Source organism: Paraburkholderia caffeinitolerans (assembly GCF_902859945.1).
Classification (GTDB): Bacteria; Pseudomonadota; Gammaproteobacteria; order Burkholderiales; family Burkholderiaceae; genus Paraburkholderia; species Paraburkholderia caffeinitolerans.
Genome location: NZ_CADIKL010000056.1, coordinates 1 through 15,234 on the forward strand (window position 1 = coordinate 1; position 15,234 = coordinate 15,234).

Consider the following 15,234-nt stretch of genomic DNA (forward strand, 5'->3'; position numbering starts at 1 on the left):
CGTGGTTACCGACGTCGCCTACATGGGCAGCTACTCGCTCTATCACGTGCGCCTGCCCGGCGGCAAAACCATCGTCTCGAACCTCTCCAGCTCGCACCTCATGAACGAGGGGGCGCCGGCATGGAACGACGATGTCTATGTCTCGTGGTCGCCCGCCAGCGGCGTCGTGCTCACGCAATAAGGGAGAGGCCGAGATGAGTACTCCTTTGTCTACCACTACGCCCGCCGCCTCGCGCGGCGCGCTCGGGCGCATGCTTGCGCGCTTCCTGCCCTCGGGCCGCACCACGGTAATCGGCGTGCCGTTCCTGTGGCTCGCGCTGTTCTTCGCACTGCCGTTCGTGCTGGTGTTCAAGATCAGCTTCGCCGACCAGGCGATGAGCATTCCGCCGTATTCGAGCCTTGCCGAGATGAAAGACGGCATGGTGCACCTCTCGCTGCAACTGGGTCACTATGTCTTCCTGCTGCAGGACAGCCTCTATATCGCCACCTATATCAGCTCGCTGAAGATGGCGGCGGTCTCGACGTTCTTCTGTCTGCTGATCGGCTATCCCATTGCCTACTACATCGCGCGCTCGAATCCGGCCACGCGCAACATCCTCATGATGGCCGTGATGCTGCCGTTCTGGACCTCGTTCCTGATCCGCGTCTATGCATGGATCGGCATTCTCAAGGACGACGGCCTGCTCAATCACGCGCTCATCGCGATCGGCCTGATTCACTCGCCGCTGCGCCTCTATCACAGCGATGCGGGCGTCTATATCGGCATGGTCTATTCGTACCTGCCCTTCATGGTGATGCCGCTCTACGCGCACCTCGTGAAGATGGACCTCACGCTGCTCGAAGCCGCCTACGACCTCGGCGCGAAGCCGTGGGTCGCGTTCACGCGCATCACGCTGCCGCTCTCGAAGAACGGGATTATCGCCGGCAGCCTGCTGGTGTTCATTCCGGCGGTGGGCGAGTACGTGATTCCCGAACTGCTCGGCGGCGCGGACACACTCATGATCGGCCGCGTCATGTGGGATGAGTTTTTCAACAATATGGACTGGCCGATGGCCTCGGCGGTTACCGTCGCGATGGTCGGGCTGCTGCTCGTGCCGATGGCAGTCTTTCAGTACTACCAGGTCAAGGAACTGGAGGAAAGCAAATGATCAAGCCCAACCGCACACTTTCCACCGGCGTTCTCTCGCTGGGATTCCTGTTCCTCTATATCCCGATCATCAGCCTCGTGGTGTACTCGTTCAACGAGTCAAAACTCGTGACCGTGTGGTCGGGCTTCTCGCTCAAGTGGTACGCCGCACTGCTGCAGGACGACGAGTTGCTCAACGCCGCCTGGCTGTCGCTGAAGATCGGCCTCATGACCGCGTTCGCCTCGGTCGTGATCGGCACGTGGGCCGGCTTCGTGCTCGCGCGCTTCGGACGCTTTCGCGGCTTCACCCTGTTTGCCGGGATGATCAACGCGCCGCTCGTGATTCCCGAAGTGATCCAGGGCATCTCGCTGCTGCTGCTGTTCGTAGCGATGGAGCAGCTCATCGGCTGGCCGAAGGGCCGTGGCGTGATCACCATGTGGATCGGTCACGTGATGCTGTGCGTGTCCTATGTGGCGATCGTCGTGCAGTCTCGCGTGAAAGAACTCGACAAGTCGCTCGAAGAAGCCGCGCTCGACCTGGGCGCCACGCCGCTCAAGGTGTTCTTCGTGGTCACGCTGCCGCTCATTTCGCAGGCGCTGCTCTCGGGCTGGCTGCTCTCGTTCACGCTCTCGATCGACGACCTCGTGCTTTCAGCGTTCCTCTCCGGTCCCGGCTCGACCACGCTGCCGCTGGTGGTGTTCTCGCGCGTGCGCCTCGGTCTGAATCCGGAAATGAATGCGTTGGCCACGCTCTTCATCTGCGCGGTAACGATCGGCGTGATCGCGGTGAACCAGATGATGTCCGCGCGTGAAAAGAAGCGCATGCGCGACATGCAAATGGCCTTCGTGCAGCCCGATCCCTCGGAAGCCATCCAGAGCGCGGGACCGGGTGCGCCGGCCGGCGCGGTGGGCTCGCCGCTCGGCCGGCGCGCCGCTTGATGATCTGATCGCAGTCTACAAAGGCAGCGCGCGGCTCTTGGTGGTGGCGCGCGCCGCCGGCAACACGTTGCGGCACAGGGGATGTGTACGCCGCAGCGATTGCAATAACGACCCATACGGAGAATTTCAATGAAGAAGAAGTTAATCTGTTTGCTGGTGGCCGGGGCATTGCCGGGGCTCGCCTTCGCGGACACGACTAGCGACCAGATCAAGGCGCTGCAGCAGCAATTGAACGCGCTGCAAAAAGAGGTGAAATCGCTCAAGAGCGAACTTGCGGCGTCGAACAACACTGCAAAGGGAACGGCGAAATCCGCCACGGCGTCCTCGGGCACGGCAGGCGCGACGCTGGTCGCTGCGCCCGCGGTGGATCCGTCCTCGCCCGACTATGGAAACGCACAGGCCCATCTGACCAACGACCAGGTCGACCAGATGAAGCAGCAAATCGCGAACCAGCAAATGAAGGTCGATTCGCTCACCGACGCCGCCAACACTGGCCCGCTCGCGGGTCTTTCGGTCACCGGCTATATCGACCCGACGTACATCTACAACCGCGCGCCCGGCACCTCTTCGTTCCTGTTCGCGAACCATACCGGTTCGTACAACTACTACAACAGCACGTTCGGCGACGTCTACCTCGACATCAAGAAGACCTTCGGTGTCGGCCCGATGGCGCCTTCGGCCGAAATCACGCTCATGCCCAACCGCGGCAACGGCATCACGCTGCTGCAAAACGAGCATGGGGAGATCGGCAACAACATCTTGAACACGGCGGTCATCACGGTGCCGGTGACCTCCACGGGCACGTTCGTGGCCGGCCTCATGCCGAGCTTCGGCGGCTACGAGGTGCAGCAGTCGAACCAGATGCTCACGCTCACCCACAACCTGCTCTACGACTTCTCCGATCCGGGCAGCTATGTGGGCGTCGGCTGGAATTACTCGCCGAGCGGCAGCAACTGGGCGTGGAAATTCATGGTCGGCAACGAGCAGTACCGCACCTACGGCGCCGTCACGCAGACGGGCACGAACGCGCTGGGCGACCCGATCACCACCAGCAACAAGATCCCGACCTTCACGGCGCGCGTCGACTACACGTGGTCGAGCGCGCTCGATCTCGGCGGCTCGGTCAACGTGGGCCGCCAGACGCTGTCGAGCGCGATCGACTCCACGACCGGCCAGGCTGTCTATGGTCCGGGCGGCCAGGCATCGAGCTCGGGCGGCTACTTCTTCTTCGGCGAAGCCGACGCTGCCTACACGGCCGCGGACGTCCAGTACAACGCCGAAGTCGATTACGGCCAGCAGCAGCGCGCGGCGTTCAACGGCGGCAACGCGCAGTGGTATGGCCTCTCGCTGCTCGCGCACCGCAAGTTCTTCGCGCCGGTGGTGGGACGCATGGGCGTGACCGCGCGCTACGACGTGCTCGTCAACAACAAGAACGGCGGCGGCGGCGGCGGCATCGCGCTCAACGGCAACGGCATGGACCCGAACAACGGCTTCGGCATCGGTTCGGACTGCCTCACGAACTCGAAGGCGGGCGGCGGCTACGGCTTCGAATGCCACGGCGCGACGCGCCAGGACATCGCGCTCGACGTGCTGTTCTATGCGACGCAGCAGATCACCGTGAAGGTCGAATACCGCCACGACTGGGCCACGCAGAAGGTATTCCTGCGCGACGACGGCTCGTACAGCAAGAGCAACGACCTGCTGGGCGCGCAGTTCATCTACTCGTTCTAACGAGTGTGCGGCGGGCGGCGACGGGGGTGCACTCTCCCGCTCCCACCCGCCTTTTTTGTACGCTTCCCTTATGCTCAAATTCGCGAATCAGCCTCATGCGCCGTCGTGGTACGCGGCCAGCATCAACGACACGACCCGCCACCCCGTGCTGCAAGGCGCGCTGGATGCCGACATCTGCGTGATCGGCGCGGGTCTCACGGGCGTCTCGGCGGCGCTCAATCTTGCCGAACGCGGCTATCGCGTTGCGCTGCTCGAAGCTTCGAGGGTCGGCTGGGCCGCAAGCGGACGCAATGGCGGCCAGTTGATCGGCGGCTTTGCGTGCGGCATGGACACGTTCGCGCAATTCATGAATGAAGACGAGGTCAAGCAAATCTGGGCGATGGGCCTCGAAACGCTCGACATCGTGAAATCGCGCGTGGCGCGGCACCAGATCGATTGCGCGCTCACGCCGGGCTATTTCACCGCCGCGAACAAGCCACGCGACGTGGACGACCTCAAGCGCTCGCGCGACGAAGCCGCGAAGCGCTTCGGCTACGACGGATTCCGTTACGTCGATGGCGAGGGCGTGGGCCATTACGTGAAATCGGCGCGCTATCTTGGCGGTCTTTACGATCCCGATAGCGGGCATCTGCATCCGCTCAACTACACGCTCGGCCTCGCGCGCGCGGCGCGCGAAGCAGGCGTGCAACTCTTCGAAGACAGCGCGGTCACGCGCATTCGCGACGAGCACAGCGGACACATCGTCGAAACGGCACTGGGCCAGGTGCGCGCGAAGTTCGTTGTACTCGCGTGCAACACGTATCTCGGCACGCTCGCGCCGCAACTCGCGCGCAAGATCATGCCGGTCGGCACCTATGTGATCGCGACCGAAGCACTCGGCGCGGAGCGCATGGCGGCGCTAATGCCGGCGCAAACCGCCGTGTGTGACAGCCGCTTCGTGCTCGACTATTTCCGCCCCGCGCCCGACACGCGGCTCCTGTGGGGCGGCAAGGTCAGCTATTCGAAGCTCGCGCCGCGCAACCTCGGCGAAGCGATGCGCGCGGACATGCTCAAGACCTTCCCGCAACTCTCCGACGTGAAGGTGGACTACGCGTGGGGCGGCTTCGTCGACATCACGATGAACCGCGCACCGCATTTCGGCCGCCTGTCCCCCACGGTGTATTTCGCGCAGGGCTTCTCGGGCCATGGCGTGAACACCACGGGCCTCGCGGGCACCCTGATTGCCGAGGCGATTCACGGCCAGGCCGCGCGCTTCGACCTGTTCGGCAAGATCCGCCACCGCGACTTCCCCGGCGGCGCTACACTGCGAACCCCTGCCCTCGTGCTCGCGATGGCGTGGTATCGAATGAAGGATTGGCTCTGATGACTTTCGACCTCGACGCCCAGGCGGATGTGCTCGCCCGCGACTCGTACTATGAGGCCACCGCCACGCGCCCCGCCGACGACGACCCCGTGCTGGAAGGCGCGATCGACGCCGACGTCTGTGTGATCGGCGCGGGCTTCGCCGGCCTCTCAGTGGCGCTGGAATGCCGCGCGCGCGGGCTTTCGGTCGTGGTGCTCGATGCGCATCGGCCCGGCTGGGGCGCATCGGGACGCAACGGCGGCCAGACCCTGGTGGGCTTCGCGAAAGACGAGGTGCTCGAAAAGCAGCTTGGCGACGCGGGGATTCGCGCGGCATGGGCGCTGTCCATCGAGGGCGTGGCGCTGGTGCGCGAGCGCATCGCGCGCCATGGCATCGACTGCGATTTCACACCCGGCTACGTGACGGTCGCCACGAAGCCCAAGCGCGTGCCCGACCTGCGCGCATGGATGGACGCCGCGCGCACGCGCTGGGGCTACGACAAGCTCGAATGGCTGGACACCGACGCCACGCGTGCGCGCGTGAATTCGCAAAGCTACCTGGCGGGCGTCCACGATCCGTTCTCGGGACATCTGCATCCGCTCAAGTACTGCCTCGGTCTCGCCGATGCGGCGCGCAAGGAAGGCGCTCGTCTCTTCGCGCATTCACGCGCGCTCGACGTTGTGCGGGGCGCGCGGCCGGTCGTGAAGACCGCGCGCGGCGAGGTGCGCTGCCGCTTCGTGGTGTCGTGCTGCAACGCCGCGCCTGGCGGCGTGCTGCCCGCGCCCATTGCGGCGCGCATCGCGCCCATCGCCTCGTACATCATCGCGACAGAACCGCTCGGGCGGGCGCGCGCGCAAGCGCTCATGCCCAGCCGCGCGGCCATTTGCGACAACAATTTCTTCCTTGACTATTTCCGCCTCTCCGCCGATGACCGCCTGCTGTTCGGCGGCCGCGCCGACTCAACAGGCGCGGCGCCCGCGCAGCTCACCGAGGCGATGAAGCGGCGTATGACCGGCGTGTTCCCGCAACTCGAAGGCGTGGGCGTGGACTATGCATGGGGCGGCTTCGTGGACGTCACGCGCAATCGCGCGCCCGACTTCGGCGCGGTCGATCCGAATTATTACTACATGCAGGGGTTTTCCGGGCACGGCGTGGCGCTCACGGGCATCGCGGGGCGTGTGGTTACTCAAGCCATCGCAGGCGAGCGCGCGGCGTTCGATCTGTTTTCACGCGTGCGTCACGCGCGCTTTCCGGGCGGCCCCGCGTGGCGCAGGCCTGCGCTCGAGATCGGGATGATGTATCACCGGGTGAGAGAGATGTTTTAGGGCGTCGCCGTTGAGAGCATCGCCTTCAACACTTCCGCCAGCGCCGACATGAGCGCATCCGACGCCTCGGGCGTGGCCTCGGCATAGCCGAGCAGAAAGCCGTTGTACCGCACTGCTTCGCGATTCAAGCGCCCCTCCTCGCCATCGAGACAAAACGCGCTGAGCGGCGAAAGCGCAAGACCGCATGCGCGCGCCGCCTCGCTCACAGCCGCGTCGGCGAGCGGCGCATCCAGGCGCACGCTCAGGTGCATGCCGCCCGCGTCGGCGGACACGGTCATGAGCCCCGCGAGATGTTTTTCGATCGCGGCCACGAGGCCGTCGCGGCGCGTCTCGTAGAGCTTGCGCATGCGGCGCAGATGCCGCGCGTAGCGGCCGCTTTCGATGAAGTCGGCGAGCGCCGCCTGCTCGGCCACGCGCCCCTGGCGCATGAGCGTGCGATGCGCCGCCGCCACCTGCGCCACAACCTGGCGAGGCACGATCATGAAGCCGAGACGCAGCGCCGGAAAAAGCGTCTTGCTGAAGGTGCCCAGGTAGATCACGGGCGTGTCGTCCGCGAGGCCCTGGATCGACGGCAGCGGCGGGCCGTCGTGGCGCAGTTCGCTGTCGTAGTCGTCTTCGATGATCCACGCACCGCACGCGCGCGCCTGCTCGATCAGCGCGAGACGCCGCTCGAGGCTCAACACGCAGCCGAGCGGATATTGATGCGAAGGCGTGAGATACACGAGACGCGGCGGCGCTGCGCGCCAGTCCTCATCGCGCGCGGCCATGCCCGCGGCGTCCACCGGCACCGGCACGAGCGTGAGCCCGGCCGCCAGCATCGCCACGCGCGCGCCCAGATAACCCGGATTTTCGATCCACACGCGCTCGCCTTCGTCAGCGAAGAAACGCGCGCACAGGGCGAGGCTCGTTTGCGTGCCGTCCGTGATGAACACCTGGTCGGGCTGGCAGCGCACGCCGCGCGACACGCGCACGTATTGCGCAATGGCATGGCGCAGCACCGGCAGGCCCGCGCTGTCGCCGTAGCCCAGTTCGCTCGGGTCCACCTCGCGCATCGCGCGCTCGACGCTGGTGCGCCACTGCGCGAGCGGAAACGCATCGAGCGCGGGCGTGCCCGGCCGCAACGCCGTCACGCCGTCGCTGCGGCGTGGTGGCAACTCGCGGACGCGGCGCGAAAGCTGCGGCGCGCTGTGGTCGTCGTGCGCCAGCACGCGCGTGGCAGGTGGCGCAACGCCTGGCTTCACGCCGTTGACGATGGAGCCATGACGCGTGGCGGTGACGAAACCCTCCTCCACCAGCCGCTCATACGCATAAAGCACCGAATTGCGCGCGATGCCCAGCTCCTCGGCCAGCGTGCGGCTCGAAGCGAGGCGCGTGCCGCACACGATATCGCCGTCGAGAATCGCGCGGCGCAGGCTCTCGTAGAGCAGATCCTGTTGCGTGAGGCGTCGTGAAGCGCTCGCGCGCGCACGGCGCTCGTAAGCGGCCATCATCAGCGCGTAGTCCAATCTCGTGGCTCCATATTTTGTGGCTTGAGTGGGACTAACAATGGTGCCACAAATCGCTTACGCTGAAGCCTGCATTCGCATGGAGAATGTGATGGAGGTCATGCAGCCCACCCGGAACCGCATGCAAGCAACGCCTGGCCGGCGGCAGGCGCGCACGCGCGCAGCGTGCGCGATCGCCCTCGCGCTGAGTCTCGCAGGATGGGCCTACTGGCGCGCGGACCCGGCAGCGCAGGCGCGCGAAGCGTATCGCGCGTGCGCGGGCGAAGCCGCGAGCGCATTGCACGCGCCCGACGTCAAGCGCCGCACGCAGGCGCTGCAGACCCTGACCGATTGCGCGGCGCAGCGCTAGAGCCGCGGCAAGCCCACCACCCCAAGGAGAACGAATTTGAGCCCGACGATCCACGTGCGCGAAGTCACGCCCGCCGACTACGACGCATGGCGCCCGCTCTGGGACGGCTATAACCACTTCTATGGCCGCTCCGGCCCCACCGCGCTGCCCGAGGCGATCACGCAAACCACGTGGACGCGCTTCTTCGACGGCTACGAGCCCATGCACGCCTTCGTCGCGCTGCAAGGCGAACGCATGGTGGGCCTCGTGCACTTCATCTATCACCGCAACACCACGCTCGAGGGCCCGATCTGCTATTTGCAGGATCTGTTCACGAGCGAGGATGCACGCGGCAAGGGCGTGGGACGCGCGCTGATCGAAGCGGTGTATGCGCACGCGAAAGCTTCGAATTCGGCGCGCGTCTACTGGCACACGCACGAAACGAATCACACGGCCATGCGCCTTTACGACGCCGTGGCCGACAAGCCAGGCTTCGTCATGTATCGCAAGAACGTGTGAGGCGCGAGCGTTCTCAGTCGAGATCTTTCACGAGCGCGGCGCGCACGTCGCAGTCGATAATCTGGTCCGGCACGCGATAGTTTGGGTGATCGCAGCCGATCATGAGCGCCGCGCCCTCGCGCAGGCGCTTTTTCATTGGCGACGTGAGTTCGAAGCGCACGAAGTGCACCGCCGAGGTCTTCTCGGCGTTGTCGCGCTCGAGGTCTTCGTCGGCAATGGCGTAGACGGGCGGCTCCCCCTCCACCTGCAGAAAGACGCGGTCTTCGATGCCGATGAGCCGCGCCAGCGCCGCGCGCCGCTCGATCTCGTTCTCGTACTCGATCTGCATCGTGGCCTTGAGGTTGCTTCCGTCCGGCACCAGCGGCAAATAGGCGTCGAGCTCGCCCTGGATGCCGTCTTCCTCGAAGATCTTCTCGATGTGCAGCATCTCCTGGATCTGATAGCGGATCGTCGCTTCGTCTTCGAAGAGAAAGGTCAGGTGATTGCCCAGCGCCACGGCGCGGCGTTTCTTGTGCTCGATGATGCGGTTGCGTATCTCGGTGCGCTGCTTCGCATAGGCTTCGAGCGAGAGCAGCGAGTTTCTTGCGATCATCATCAGGTGTACCTCATGCGTGAATGCTTTAGGGTCCGGCACGCCGGACCCTATTTACATTGCAATCCTTATCAAATCCCATAGGCGCGGCGCAGCAGCGTAAGCGGATGCGCGAGCGGCGGGCCGCCTTGGGCGTTGCCGAGCTTGTTCTCGTCGATGCCCTGCACGATGTGATGCCCCGCGAGCTGGCAATCCGAGGAGACGAAATCGGGCTCGCCCTGCGCCATCTGCTTGAACACGGGCGCGCCAATTTTCATCGCCATCGCGTGAAACTCCTTCTTCACGCCGAAGGTGCCCGCGTGACCCGAGCAGCGCTCGACCACGTTGACCTTGGTTTCGGGCACGAGCGAAAGCAGGTCGGAGGTCTTGCGGCCGATGTTCTGCACGCGCGCGTGGCAAGGTACGTGATACGAGACATTGCCGAGCGGGGTGCGGAAATCGGTCTTGAGCAGGCCGTCGCGGTTGCGCGCCACGAAGTATTCGAACGGGTCCCAGAACGCTTCGCTCACGGCGCGCGTGTCGGCGTCGTCGGGGAACATCAGTGGCAGCTCGTGCTTGTACATCAGCACGCAGCTCGGCACCGCGCCCAGCAGCGCATAGCCTTCGCGCGCGTACTGCGCGAGCACCGGCATGTTCTCGGCCTGCTTCTTCGCCACGCCTTCGAGGTTGCCCTGTTCGAGCAGCGGCATGCCGCAGCACGCCTCGCTCTTCACCAGCACGTACGGAATGGCGTTGTGATCGAGCACCGCCAGCAGGTCATGGCCGATGCCCGGTTCGTTGAAATTCACATAGCAAGTGGCGTAGATCGCGACCTTGCCCGGCGTGCGCTCGCCGTCGCGCACCTCGCTCGCCGTGGCCTTGCTTGCCGCGCTGCGGAACTTGCGCGCGGCAAACGACGGCAGCCACGCTTTGCGGTCCACGCCCAGCGCATCTTCCATCACGGCGCGCATCGCCTTCGTGCCGTTCACCGCGTTGACGGTTTGCGTGACCACCGGAATGCCCGCGAGATGGCCGAGCGCGTCGGTGTTCGAGAGCACACGGTCGCGCAGCTGCACCTCGCCGTTGCGGTAATGAATGGCCTTCGCGCGCAACATCAGATGCGGGAAATCCACGTTCCACGGATGCGGCGGCACATAGGGACACTTCGTCATGTAGCAGAGGTCGCACAGATAGCACTGGTCGACCACTTTCGGAAATTGGGCCTTGTCGACGTCGTGGGCTTCGCCGCTATCGGTTTCGTCGACGAGATCGAATAACGCCGGAAACGCACCGCAGAGCGAAACGCAGCGCCGGCAACCCGCGCAGATATCGAACACGCGCGTGAGCTCGGTGTCGAGCTGCGCCTGGTCGTAGAACGCGTCGGATCGCCAGTCGAGCGGGTGGCGGGTCGGCGCTTCGAGACTGCCTTCCTTGTGGGGCATGACGTCTCCGGTTCTAGTTGTTTCTTCTGGTTATAAGGGTGCGTTCGCGCAGGCACACGAAAAGCACCGCGAAAGACACGCGAAATGCGGCGCGCGCGGGCGAGCCTCGCGCGCGCGGTGGCGGCCCTGTGACCGCGGCCCTAGTCGGTCAGGGCGTCCAGTGCCTTCGTATAGCGGTTCGCGTGGCTGCGCTCCGCCTTGGCGAGCGTCTCGAACCAATTGGCGATTTCGTCGAAGCCTTCGTCGCGCGCGACCTTGGCCATGCCGGGATACATATCCGTGTATTCGTGCGTTTCGCCCGCGATCGCCGACTGCAGATTCAGACGCGAACTGCCGAACGGCAAACCCGTCGCGGGGTCGCCTACGGCTTCCAGATACTCGAGGTGGCCGTGCGCGTGGCCGGTTTCGCCTTCGGCGGTCGAGCGGAACAGCGCGGCGACGTCGTTCTGGCCTTCCACATCGGCCTTGGCCGCGAAATAGAGGTAGCGGCGATTCGCCTGCGATTCGCCCGCGAAGGCGTCCTTGAGATTTTGTTCCGTCTTCGAGCCTTTGAGCTGTGCCATCTATGCCTCCTTCAAACTTCCGGATTCGGGGGGACGCGGCGCTGCGCATCTTCGTGCGGTGCAGCAGGGCATGAGCGCGGTCTACGCCGCTCTATCAATTTAGGAAATGTCGTTTGTGTTCCCAATTGTGATTTTCAATCCCGCCGATAGCCGGACGGTCTCCGGCCCAGCGACGCCTTGCCGCACGCGCTGGGCACCCTTATACGGCGGGCCTGTGCGACCGGCCTATCCCAATATATGTATAAAGGCCTTGAACACCGAATCATCCGACCTAGACTTAGTTTTCGGCCAGATTCGCGCGCCCGCCCGCGCGCCCTTTTGAAGCCATTTCGGAGCTCACATGCGATTGACTATTTTGATCAACGGTCCGGACCCGACTGTGAATCATGACTTTGCCGTGCTCTGGCTCGATACCGACCAGCAACGCTGGTCGCGCGAGTCGCACGATGGCATCGACCTTCCCGCCTGGGGCGAGATGCGCGATGCAGATGGTGTGACGGCGCTATGCGCGCCGCTCGACGATTCTCCCCTCTGTACCCTGCGCGGCCTGCACGTGAACCGCCGCCAGGAAATCAGTTCGGCCCACGGCGACGCCACGTGGTCGTGCGAAACCTCGCACGCGCACATGGAAGGCCAATGGCGCCTGCAGGCTGTGGACCGCCAGATGGTCCACGCCGAAAACGCGCTGTTCGCGGGCTGATGCATCGCGCGTAGCCCGCGCGCTTCACTCCTCCAGCTTTCCCGCCTTGCGGCGTCGCCCTTCCGGCGGCGCCGCATTGTTTTGCTGCGCGCGCACCTGAGTTCGAGATGGCCGTGCGCAGTCTCGCCCGCTATACTTTCACGCCCTTACAGGTCCTTTCAGGAACGCGACGGCACGCGCACGATACCCACGACGCGCGCGCCGCTTACGCATTCCGGGGCCATCCCCGACTCGCTGCTTTGCCGTTTTTGCCGATTTGCCGATGAAGAAGCTGTTTGCCTGCCTGACCCTGGCCCTTGCCGGCCACGCGTTCGCCGCACCCGCCGTGCCTACTGCACCTGCAGCACCCGCAACGTCCGCCTGCGCCCAGTTGGTTCCGGGCGGCCAGTTCCCCACGCTCAGCAACCCGCGCATGGCGCCGAAAACGCGCATGCTCTGCTATTCCGATTTCGTGGTGCTGCACTCGGGCGTCACGCACGGCCCGCTCTGGTCGGCGGAACACCTGACACGCGATCACCTCGAAGCCGCGAAGGACATGACGCGCACGAACCGCTTCTTCGAAGACGAGCGCCTGCCCGCCGGCGAAGGCGCGACGCTCGCCGACTACAAGCGCAGCGGCTTCGACCGCGGCCACATGAGTCCCGCAGGCAACCGCTGGAACCCGCAGGCGATGGCCGAATCGTTCTCGCTCGCGAACATCGTGCCGCAGAACCGTGAGAACAATCAGCGGCTGTGGTCCCATATCGAAACAGCGGTGCGCAAGCTCGCGACGAAATACGGCGACGCCTATGTCGTAACCGGGCCGCTCTTCTCGGGCGCGCAGTTGCAGACGATCGGCGCGTCGCGCGTGCTGGTGCCCACGCAGATCTTCAAGGTGGTGTACGTGCCCTCGCAGCAGTTGGCGTTCGCCATCGTCGCGAACAACACGAGCGTCGATAGCTATGACGTGCGTTCGGTGCGCGACCTCGAAACGCAAAGCGGCATTGCGTTCCCGGGCATTCCCGCGAACGTCGCCGCGCGGGCGTCAGTGTCGTTCAACGGCCGCGCATTTGCCGTGCGCAAATGGGGCTGGTAAGAACCGTGTGACGAAGGCCGGCCGCGCGCCGGCTACCACTACGAATCGCTATAAATCGAGCCGCGAAACCTTGGTGCCTTCGAGCGAGGCGCCCGCCATCAGGCCGGCGTTGGTGAGCACGAAGGCCTCGATCGGATTGACCGCCGTGGTCGTATCGATCTGCCCGTTCGCGCCCATCTTCACGAGCGCGACGGTGGCGTCCGCGCCCGCCTTCCAGCCGCTGCTGCGCTTGAAACGCTCCAAGGCGCCCCGGGTCATGAAGGCATAAAAAACGGCGCGCGACTGTGCGCCGATCTGGAAGCCGAACGAGCCCGCCGTGGTGCTGAAGTAGCCGACGGAGCGGCCATCGGCGCGCAACGCGCCGCGCCCGTACTCGCCGCCCACGCCAAAGGCCGCGCCCACCACCTCGGGAAACACCAGCACGGCGCTGGACTTGCCCACCAGCTCGCGCGAGCCCTTCACCGTGCCATAGAGACGCGCCAGCGCGGCATCGACATCAGTGTCGATCTCGCGGCGCAGGCGGGCGTTCTTTTCCGCGGCGGCGTCGGCATTGCCGGGCCCTGTTGTGGTGCACGCGCCCAGCACCGTGAACGACGCCAGCGACGCCATCGATGCAGCAGTTCGCCCACCCGCCGCGATGAATTGCCTTCTGTTCATTTTGCTTCGCACTCCCATTGAACTACGGCTGCTTGCGCGGCAATTGCGCAAGCGGATCGACCGGCTTGCCGTTCTCGCGAACTTCGAACAGCAGCGCGCCCACGCCCACCGCGTCCGCGCCGCTCGTGGCGATCTGCTGGCCCAGCTTCACGGTGTCGCCCTGCTTCACAAGCAGCCGGCCGTTGCGGCCATACGCGGTGATCAGGTGCGCGTCGTGCTTGACGATGACGAGCTTGCCGTAGCCCTTGATGCCGCTGCCGGCATACATCACGCGCCCCGCCGCTGCCGCCTTCACAGGCGCGCCCGGCGCACACGCGACGACGATGCCCCGCTGCTTGCCAGGCGCGAACGGCGTGACGACGCTCCCGCTCACCGGCCAGGCGAGCCGCGCATTGGTGCGCGCAGCGGCGGCGGGCGGGACGGGCGCGTTCGCGCTCGGGGCCGAAGGCGCGGCGGCCGGCGGCGGCGATGCGGGCGCCGCCAGGCTTTTGGCGGGCGCGGAACCAGGAGTGGGTGCCGCGACGGATGCCTTCACGGGCGGCGCAACTCGCAGCAGTTGCCCCACTTTCACCGTGCCCGAAGCGGGCAGCTTGTTCCAGGCGGCGATATCGGCGGCGCGTTGCTTGTGGGTGACCGCAATGCGACTGAGCGTGTCGCCGGCCTTGACGCGATAAAACTCGGCCGTGGCGCTGGATGGCGGCACTTCGGCCACCACAGCCGGAGCCGATGTTTCGATCGGCGTCGCGCTCGGGGCCGACGAAGGCGCGGCGGCCTCGCTGGCGGCGGCCGGCGCGTCGTCGGCCACGGAGGCGGACGAATGCCACGGTGTGACCGTGCAGGCGCCGAGCATGGCGGCGGACGCGGCAGCGATGGCCACGGCCGCAGCGATTTCGGCACCCTTGTCTAGAATTCCCATGACGCTCCTTGTTCGACCTGCAGGAATATCTGCGCCGAGCGGCGCAGGTGCGTCATGATCAAGGGTTTGCCGCGAAGCGCAGCGGATTCGCGTGCCAGTTCTGACTCACGTCAAGATGAACGACATGCGGGCGGGATGCGGCGGATTTTCGGGAAGATGTTTGATGGCGTAGCGGACCGCTTCTTATAATGCGGGCCCGCGCATCGCGCTCAAGGAGGAACTGAAGGTGTTCGACGCATACGCAAACGACGACGATGTCCTGAACGTGCAAGGCGACGCGCTCACGCTCACGAACGGCACCACGCGCGTGACGCTTGCCGGCACGCTCGAACTCACGCGCGACAAACGCGGCCTCGCCGCCGCGCTCGCGCTGAAGGCCGCGCTCGACAGCGTGGTCGCGAAGCTCCAGGCCGACCCGCACTTGCCCGCGCAGGTCAAGGACGAGCCGGACGCGAAGCCCGGCGTCGTCGACAACCCGTTCAACTGATATCGCCG

Annotated in this window: 17 protein-coding genes; 11 read left to right on the forward strand and 6 right to left on the reverse strand. The window is 65.4% G+C overall.

What is annotated here, in order from left to right:
• From HV773_RS33300 to HV773_RS33325, 6 genes are all read left to right on the forward strand, one after another.
• A partial coding sequence (locus HV773_RS33300) for a TOBE domain-containing protein (protein WP_175198011.1) occupies positions 1-181 on the forward strand: 181 nt, incomplete at its 5' end.
• Positions 182-194: 13 nt separating this feature from the next.
• The gene (locus HV773_RS33305; protein WP_175198093.1) at positions 195-1,148 is read left to right on the forward strand and encodes an ABC transporter permease subunit; all 954 of its coding nucleotides are present in this window, start codon (positions 195-197) and stop codon (positions 1,146-1,148) included.
• Entirely contained in the window at positions 1,145-2,065 is a 921-nt protein-coding gene (locus HV773_RS33310) for an ABC transporter permease subunit (RefSeq protein WP_175198094.1), read from the forward strand. Before HV773_RS33305 ends, HV773_RS33310 begins: the two co-directional genes overlap by 4 nt.
• A gap of 129 nt (positions 2,066-2,194) precedes the next feature.
• Positions 2,195-3,796: a DUF3138 family protein gene (locus HV773_RS33315; protein ID WP_175198095.1), complete on the forward strand. Its 1,602-nt coding sequence runs from the start codon at positions 2,195-2,197 to the stop codon at positions 3,794-3,796.
• A gap of 70 nt (positions 3,797-3,866) precedes the next feature.
• Positions 3,867-5,159, forward strand: a complete 1,293-nt coding sequence (locus HV773_RS33320) for an NAD(P)/FAD-dependent oxidoreductase (protein WP_175198096.1) — start codon at positions 3,867-3,869, stop codon at positions 5,157-5,159.
• The gene (locus HV773_RS33325) at positions 5,159-6,463 is read left to right on the forward strand and encodes an NAD(P)/FAD-dependent oxidoreductase (RefSeq protein ID WP_175198097.1); all 1,305 of its coding nucleotides are present in this window, start codon (positions 5,159-5,161) and stop codon (positions 6,461-6,463) included. Before HV773_RS33320 ends, HV773_RS33325 begins: the two co-directional genes overlap by 1 nt.
• On the opposite strand, the gene pdxR is transcribed toward HV773_RS33325, so the two are convergent.
• A complete protein-coding gene (gene pdxR, locus HV773_RS33330; RefSeq protein ID WP_175198098.1) occupies positions 6,460-7,968 on the reverse strand; it encodes a MocR-like pyridoxine biosynthesis transcription factor PdxR in 1,509 nt (502 codons plus the stop codon). The genes HV773_RS33325 and pdxR overlap by 4 nt on opposite strands.
• A 121-nt stretch (positions 7,969-8,089) precedes the next feature.
• Here pdxR and HV773_RS33335 point away from each other — a divergent pair, with 121 nt between their 5' ends.
• Entirely contained in the window at positions 8,090-8,317 is a 228-nt protein-coding gene (locus tag HV773_RS33335) for a hypothetical protein (protein WP_175198099.1), read from the forward strand.
• A gap of 36 nt (positions 8,318-8,353) precedes the next feature.
• The gene (locus HV773_RS33340) at positions 8,354-8,815 is read left to right on the forward strand and encodes a GNAT family N-acetyltransferase (protein ID WP_175198100.1); all 462 of its coding nucleotides are present in this window, start codon (positions 8,354-8,356) and stop codon (positions 8,813-8,815) included.
• A 13-nt stretch (positions 8,816-8,828) separates the two neighbouring features.
• On the opposite strand, the gene HV773_RS33345 is transcribed toward HV773_RS33340, so the two are convergent.
• From HV773_RS33345 to HV773_RS33355, 3 genes are all read right to left on the reverse strand, one after another.
• Positions 8,829-9,410, reverse strand: a complete 582-nt coding sequence (locus tag HV773_RS33345; protein WP_175198101.1) for a DUF3501 family protein — start codon at positions 9,408-9,410, stop codon at positions 8,829-8,831.
• A 68-nt stretch (positions 9,411-9,478) separates the two neighbouring features.
• Complete coding sequence (locus HV773_RS33350; RefSeq protein ID WP_175198102.1) at positions 9,479-10,828, reverse strand: heterodisulfide reductase-related iron-sulfur binding cluster; 1,350 nt, start codon at positions 10,826-10,828, stop codon at positions 9,479-9,481.
• Positions 10,829-10,968: 140 nt separating this feature from the next.
• Positions 10,969-11,391, reverse strand: coding sequence for a rubrerythrin family protein (locus tag HV773_RS33355; RefSeq protein ID WP_175198103.1), 423 nt, complete (start codon positions 11,389-11,391; stop codon positions 10,969-10,971).
• Positions 11,392-11,731: 340 nt separating this feature from the next.
• Between HV773_RS33355 and HV773_RS33360 the strand changes: the two genes are divergently transcribed.
• Complete coding sequence (locus tag HV773_RS33360; protein ID WP_175198104.1) at positions 11,732-12,091, forward strand: DUF3564 domain-containing protein; 360 nt, start codon at positions 11,732-11,734, stop codon at positions 12,089-12,091.
• Between the two features lie 262 nt (positions 12,092-12,353).
• A complete protein-coding gene (locus HV773_RS33365) occupies positions 12,354-13,166 on the forward strand; it encodes a DNA/RNA non-specific endonuclease (RefSeq protein WP_175198105.1) in 813 nt (270 codons plus the stop codon).
• 48 nt (positions 13,167-13,214) lie between these two features.
• On the opposite strand, the gene HV773_RS33370 is transcribed toward HV773_RS33365, so the two are convergent.
• Both HV773_RS33370 and HV773_RS33375 read right to left on the reverse strand, forming a co-directional pair.
• Positions 13,215-13,823, reverse strand: a complete 609-nt coding sequence (locus HV773_RS33370; RefSeq protein ID WP_175198106.1) for a BPSL1445 family SYLF domain-containing lipoprotein — start codon at positions 13,821-13,823, stop codon at positions 13,215-13,217.
• Between the two features lie 22 nt (positions 13,824-13,845).
• Positions 13,846-14,739 (reverse strand): M23 family metallopeptidase, encoded by an 894-nt coding sequence (locus HV773_RS33375; RefSeq protein ID WP_175198107.1) that lies wholly within the window; start codon positions 14,737-14,739, stop codon positions 13,846-13,848.
• Between the two features lie 226 nt (positions 14,740-14,965).
• Between HV773_RS33375 and HV773_RS33380 the strand changes: the two genes are divergently transcribed.
• Positions 14,966-15,226: a hypothetical protein gene (locus HV773_RS33380; RefSeq protein WP_175198108.1), complete on the forward strand. Its 261-nt coding sequence runs from the start codon at positions 14,966-14,968 to the stop codon at positions 15,224-15,226.
• Positions 15,227-15,234 lie beyond the last annotated feature (8 nt).

What these genes read in the sequence shown, in the direction of transcription:
- HV773_RS33315 (WP_175198095.1), top strand. Translation starts at nt 2,195, where the DNA reads ATGAAGAAGAAGTTAATCTGTTTGCTGGTGGCCGGGGCATTGCCGGGG.
- HV773_RS33375 (WP_175198107.1), bottom strand. Translation starts at nt 14,739, where the DNA reads ATGGGAATTCTAGACAAGGGTGCCGAAATCGCTGCGGCCGTGGCCATC.
- HV773_RS33305 (WP_175198093.1), top strand. Translation starts at nt 195, where the DNA reads ATGAGTACTCCTTTGTCTACCACTACGCCCGCCGCCTCGCGCGGCGCG.
- HV773_RS33310 (WP_175198094.1), top strand. Translation starts at nt 1,145, where the DNA reads ATGATCAAGCCCAACCGCACACTTTCCACCGGCGTTCTCTCGCTGGGA.
- HV773_RS33325 (WP_175198097.1), top strand. Translation starts at nt 5,159, where the DNA reads ATGACTTTCGACCTCGACGCCCAGGCGGATGTGCTCGCCCGCGACTCG.
- HV773_RS33335 (WP_175198099.1), top strand. Translation starts at nt 8,090, where the DNA reads ATGCAAGCAACGCCTGGCCGGCGGCAGGCGCGCACGCGCGCAGCGTGC.
- HV773_RS33345 (WP_175198101.1), bottom strand. Translation starts at nt 9,410, where the DNA reads ATGATGATCGCAAGAAACTCGCTGCTCTCGCTCGAAGCCTATGCGAAG.
- HV773_RS33360 (WP_175198104.1), top strand. Translation starts at nt 11,732, where the DNA reads ATGCGATTGACTATTTTGATCAACGGTCCGGACCCGACTGTGAATCAT.
- HV773_RS33350 (WP_175198102.1), bottom strand. Translation starts at nt 10,828, where the DNA reads ATGCCCCACAAGGAAGGCAGTCTCGAAGCGCCGACCCGCCACCCGCTC.
- HV773_RS33365 (WP_175198105.1), top strand. Translation starts at nt 12,354, where the DNA reads ATGAAGAAGCTGTTTGCCTGCCTGACCCTGGCCCTTGCCGGCCACGCG.
- HV773_RS33320 (WP_175198096.1), top strand. Translation starts at nt 3,867, where the DNA reads ATGCTCAAATTCGCGAATCAGCCTCATGCGCCGTCGTGGTACGCGGCC.
- HV773_RS33355 (WP_175198103.1), bottom strand. Translation starts at nt 11,391, where the DNA reads ATGGCACAGCTCAAAGGCTCGAAGACGGAACAAAATCTCAAGGACGCC.
- HV773_RS33370 (WP_175198106.1), bottom strand. Translation starts at nt 13,823, where the DNA reads ATGAACAGAAGGCAATTCATCGCGGCGGGTGGGCGAACTGCTGCATCG.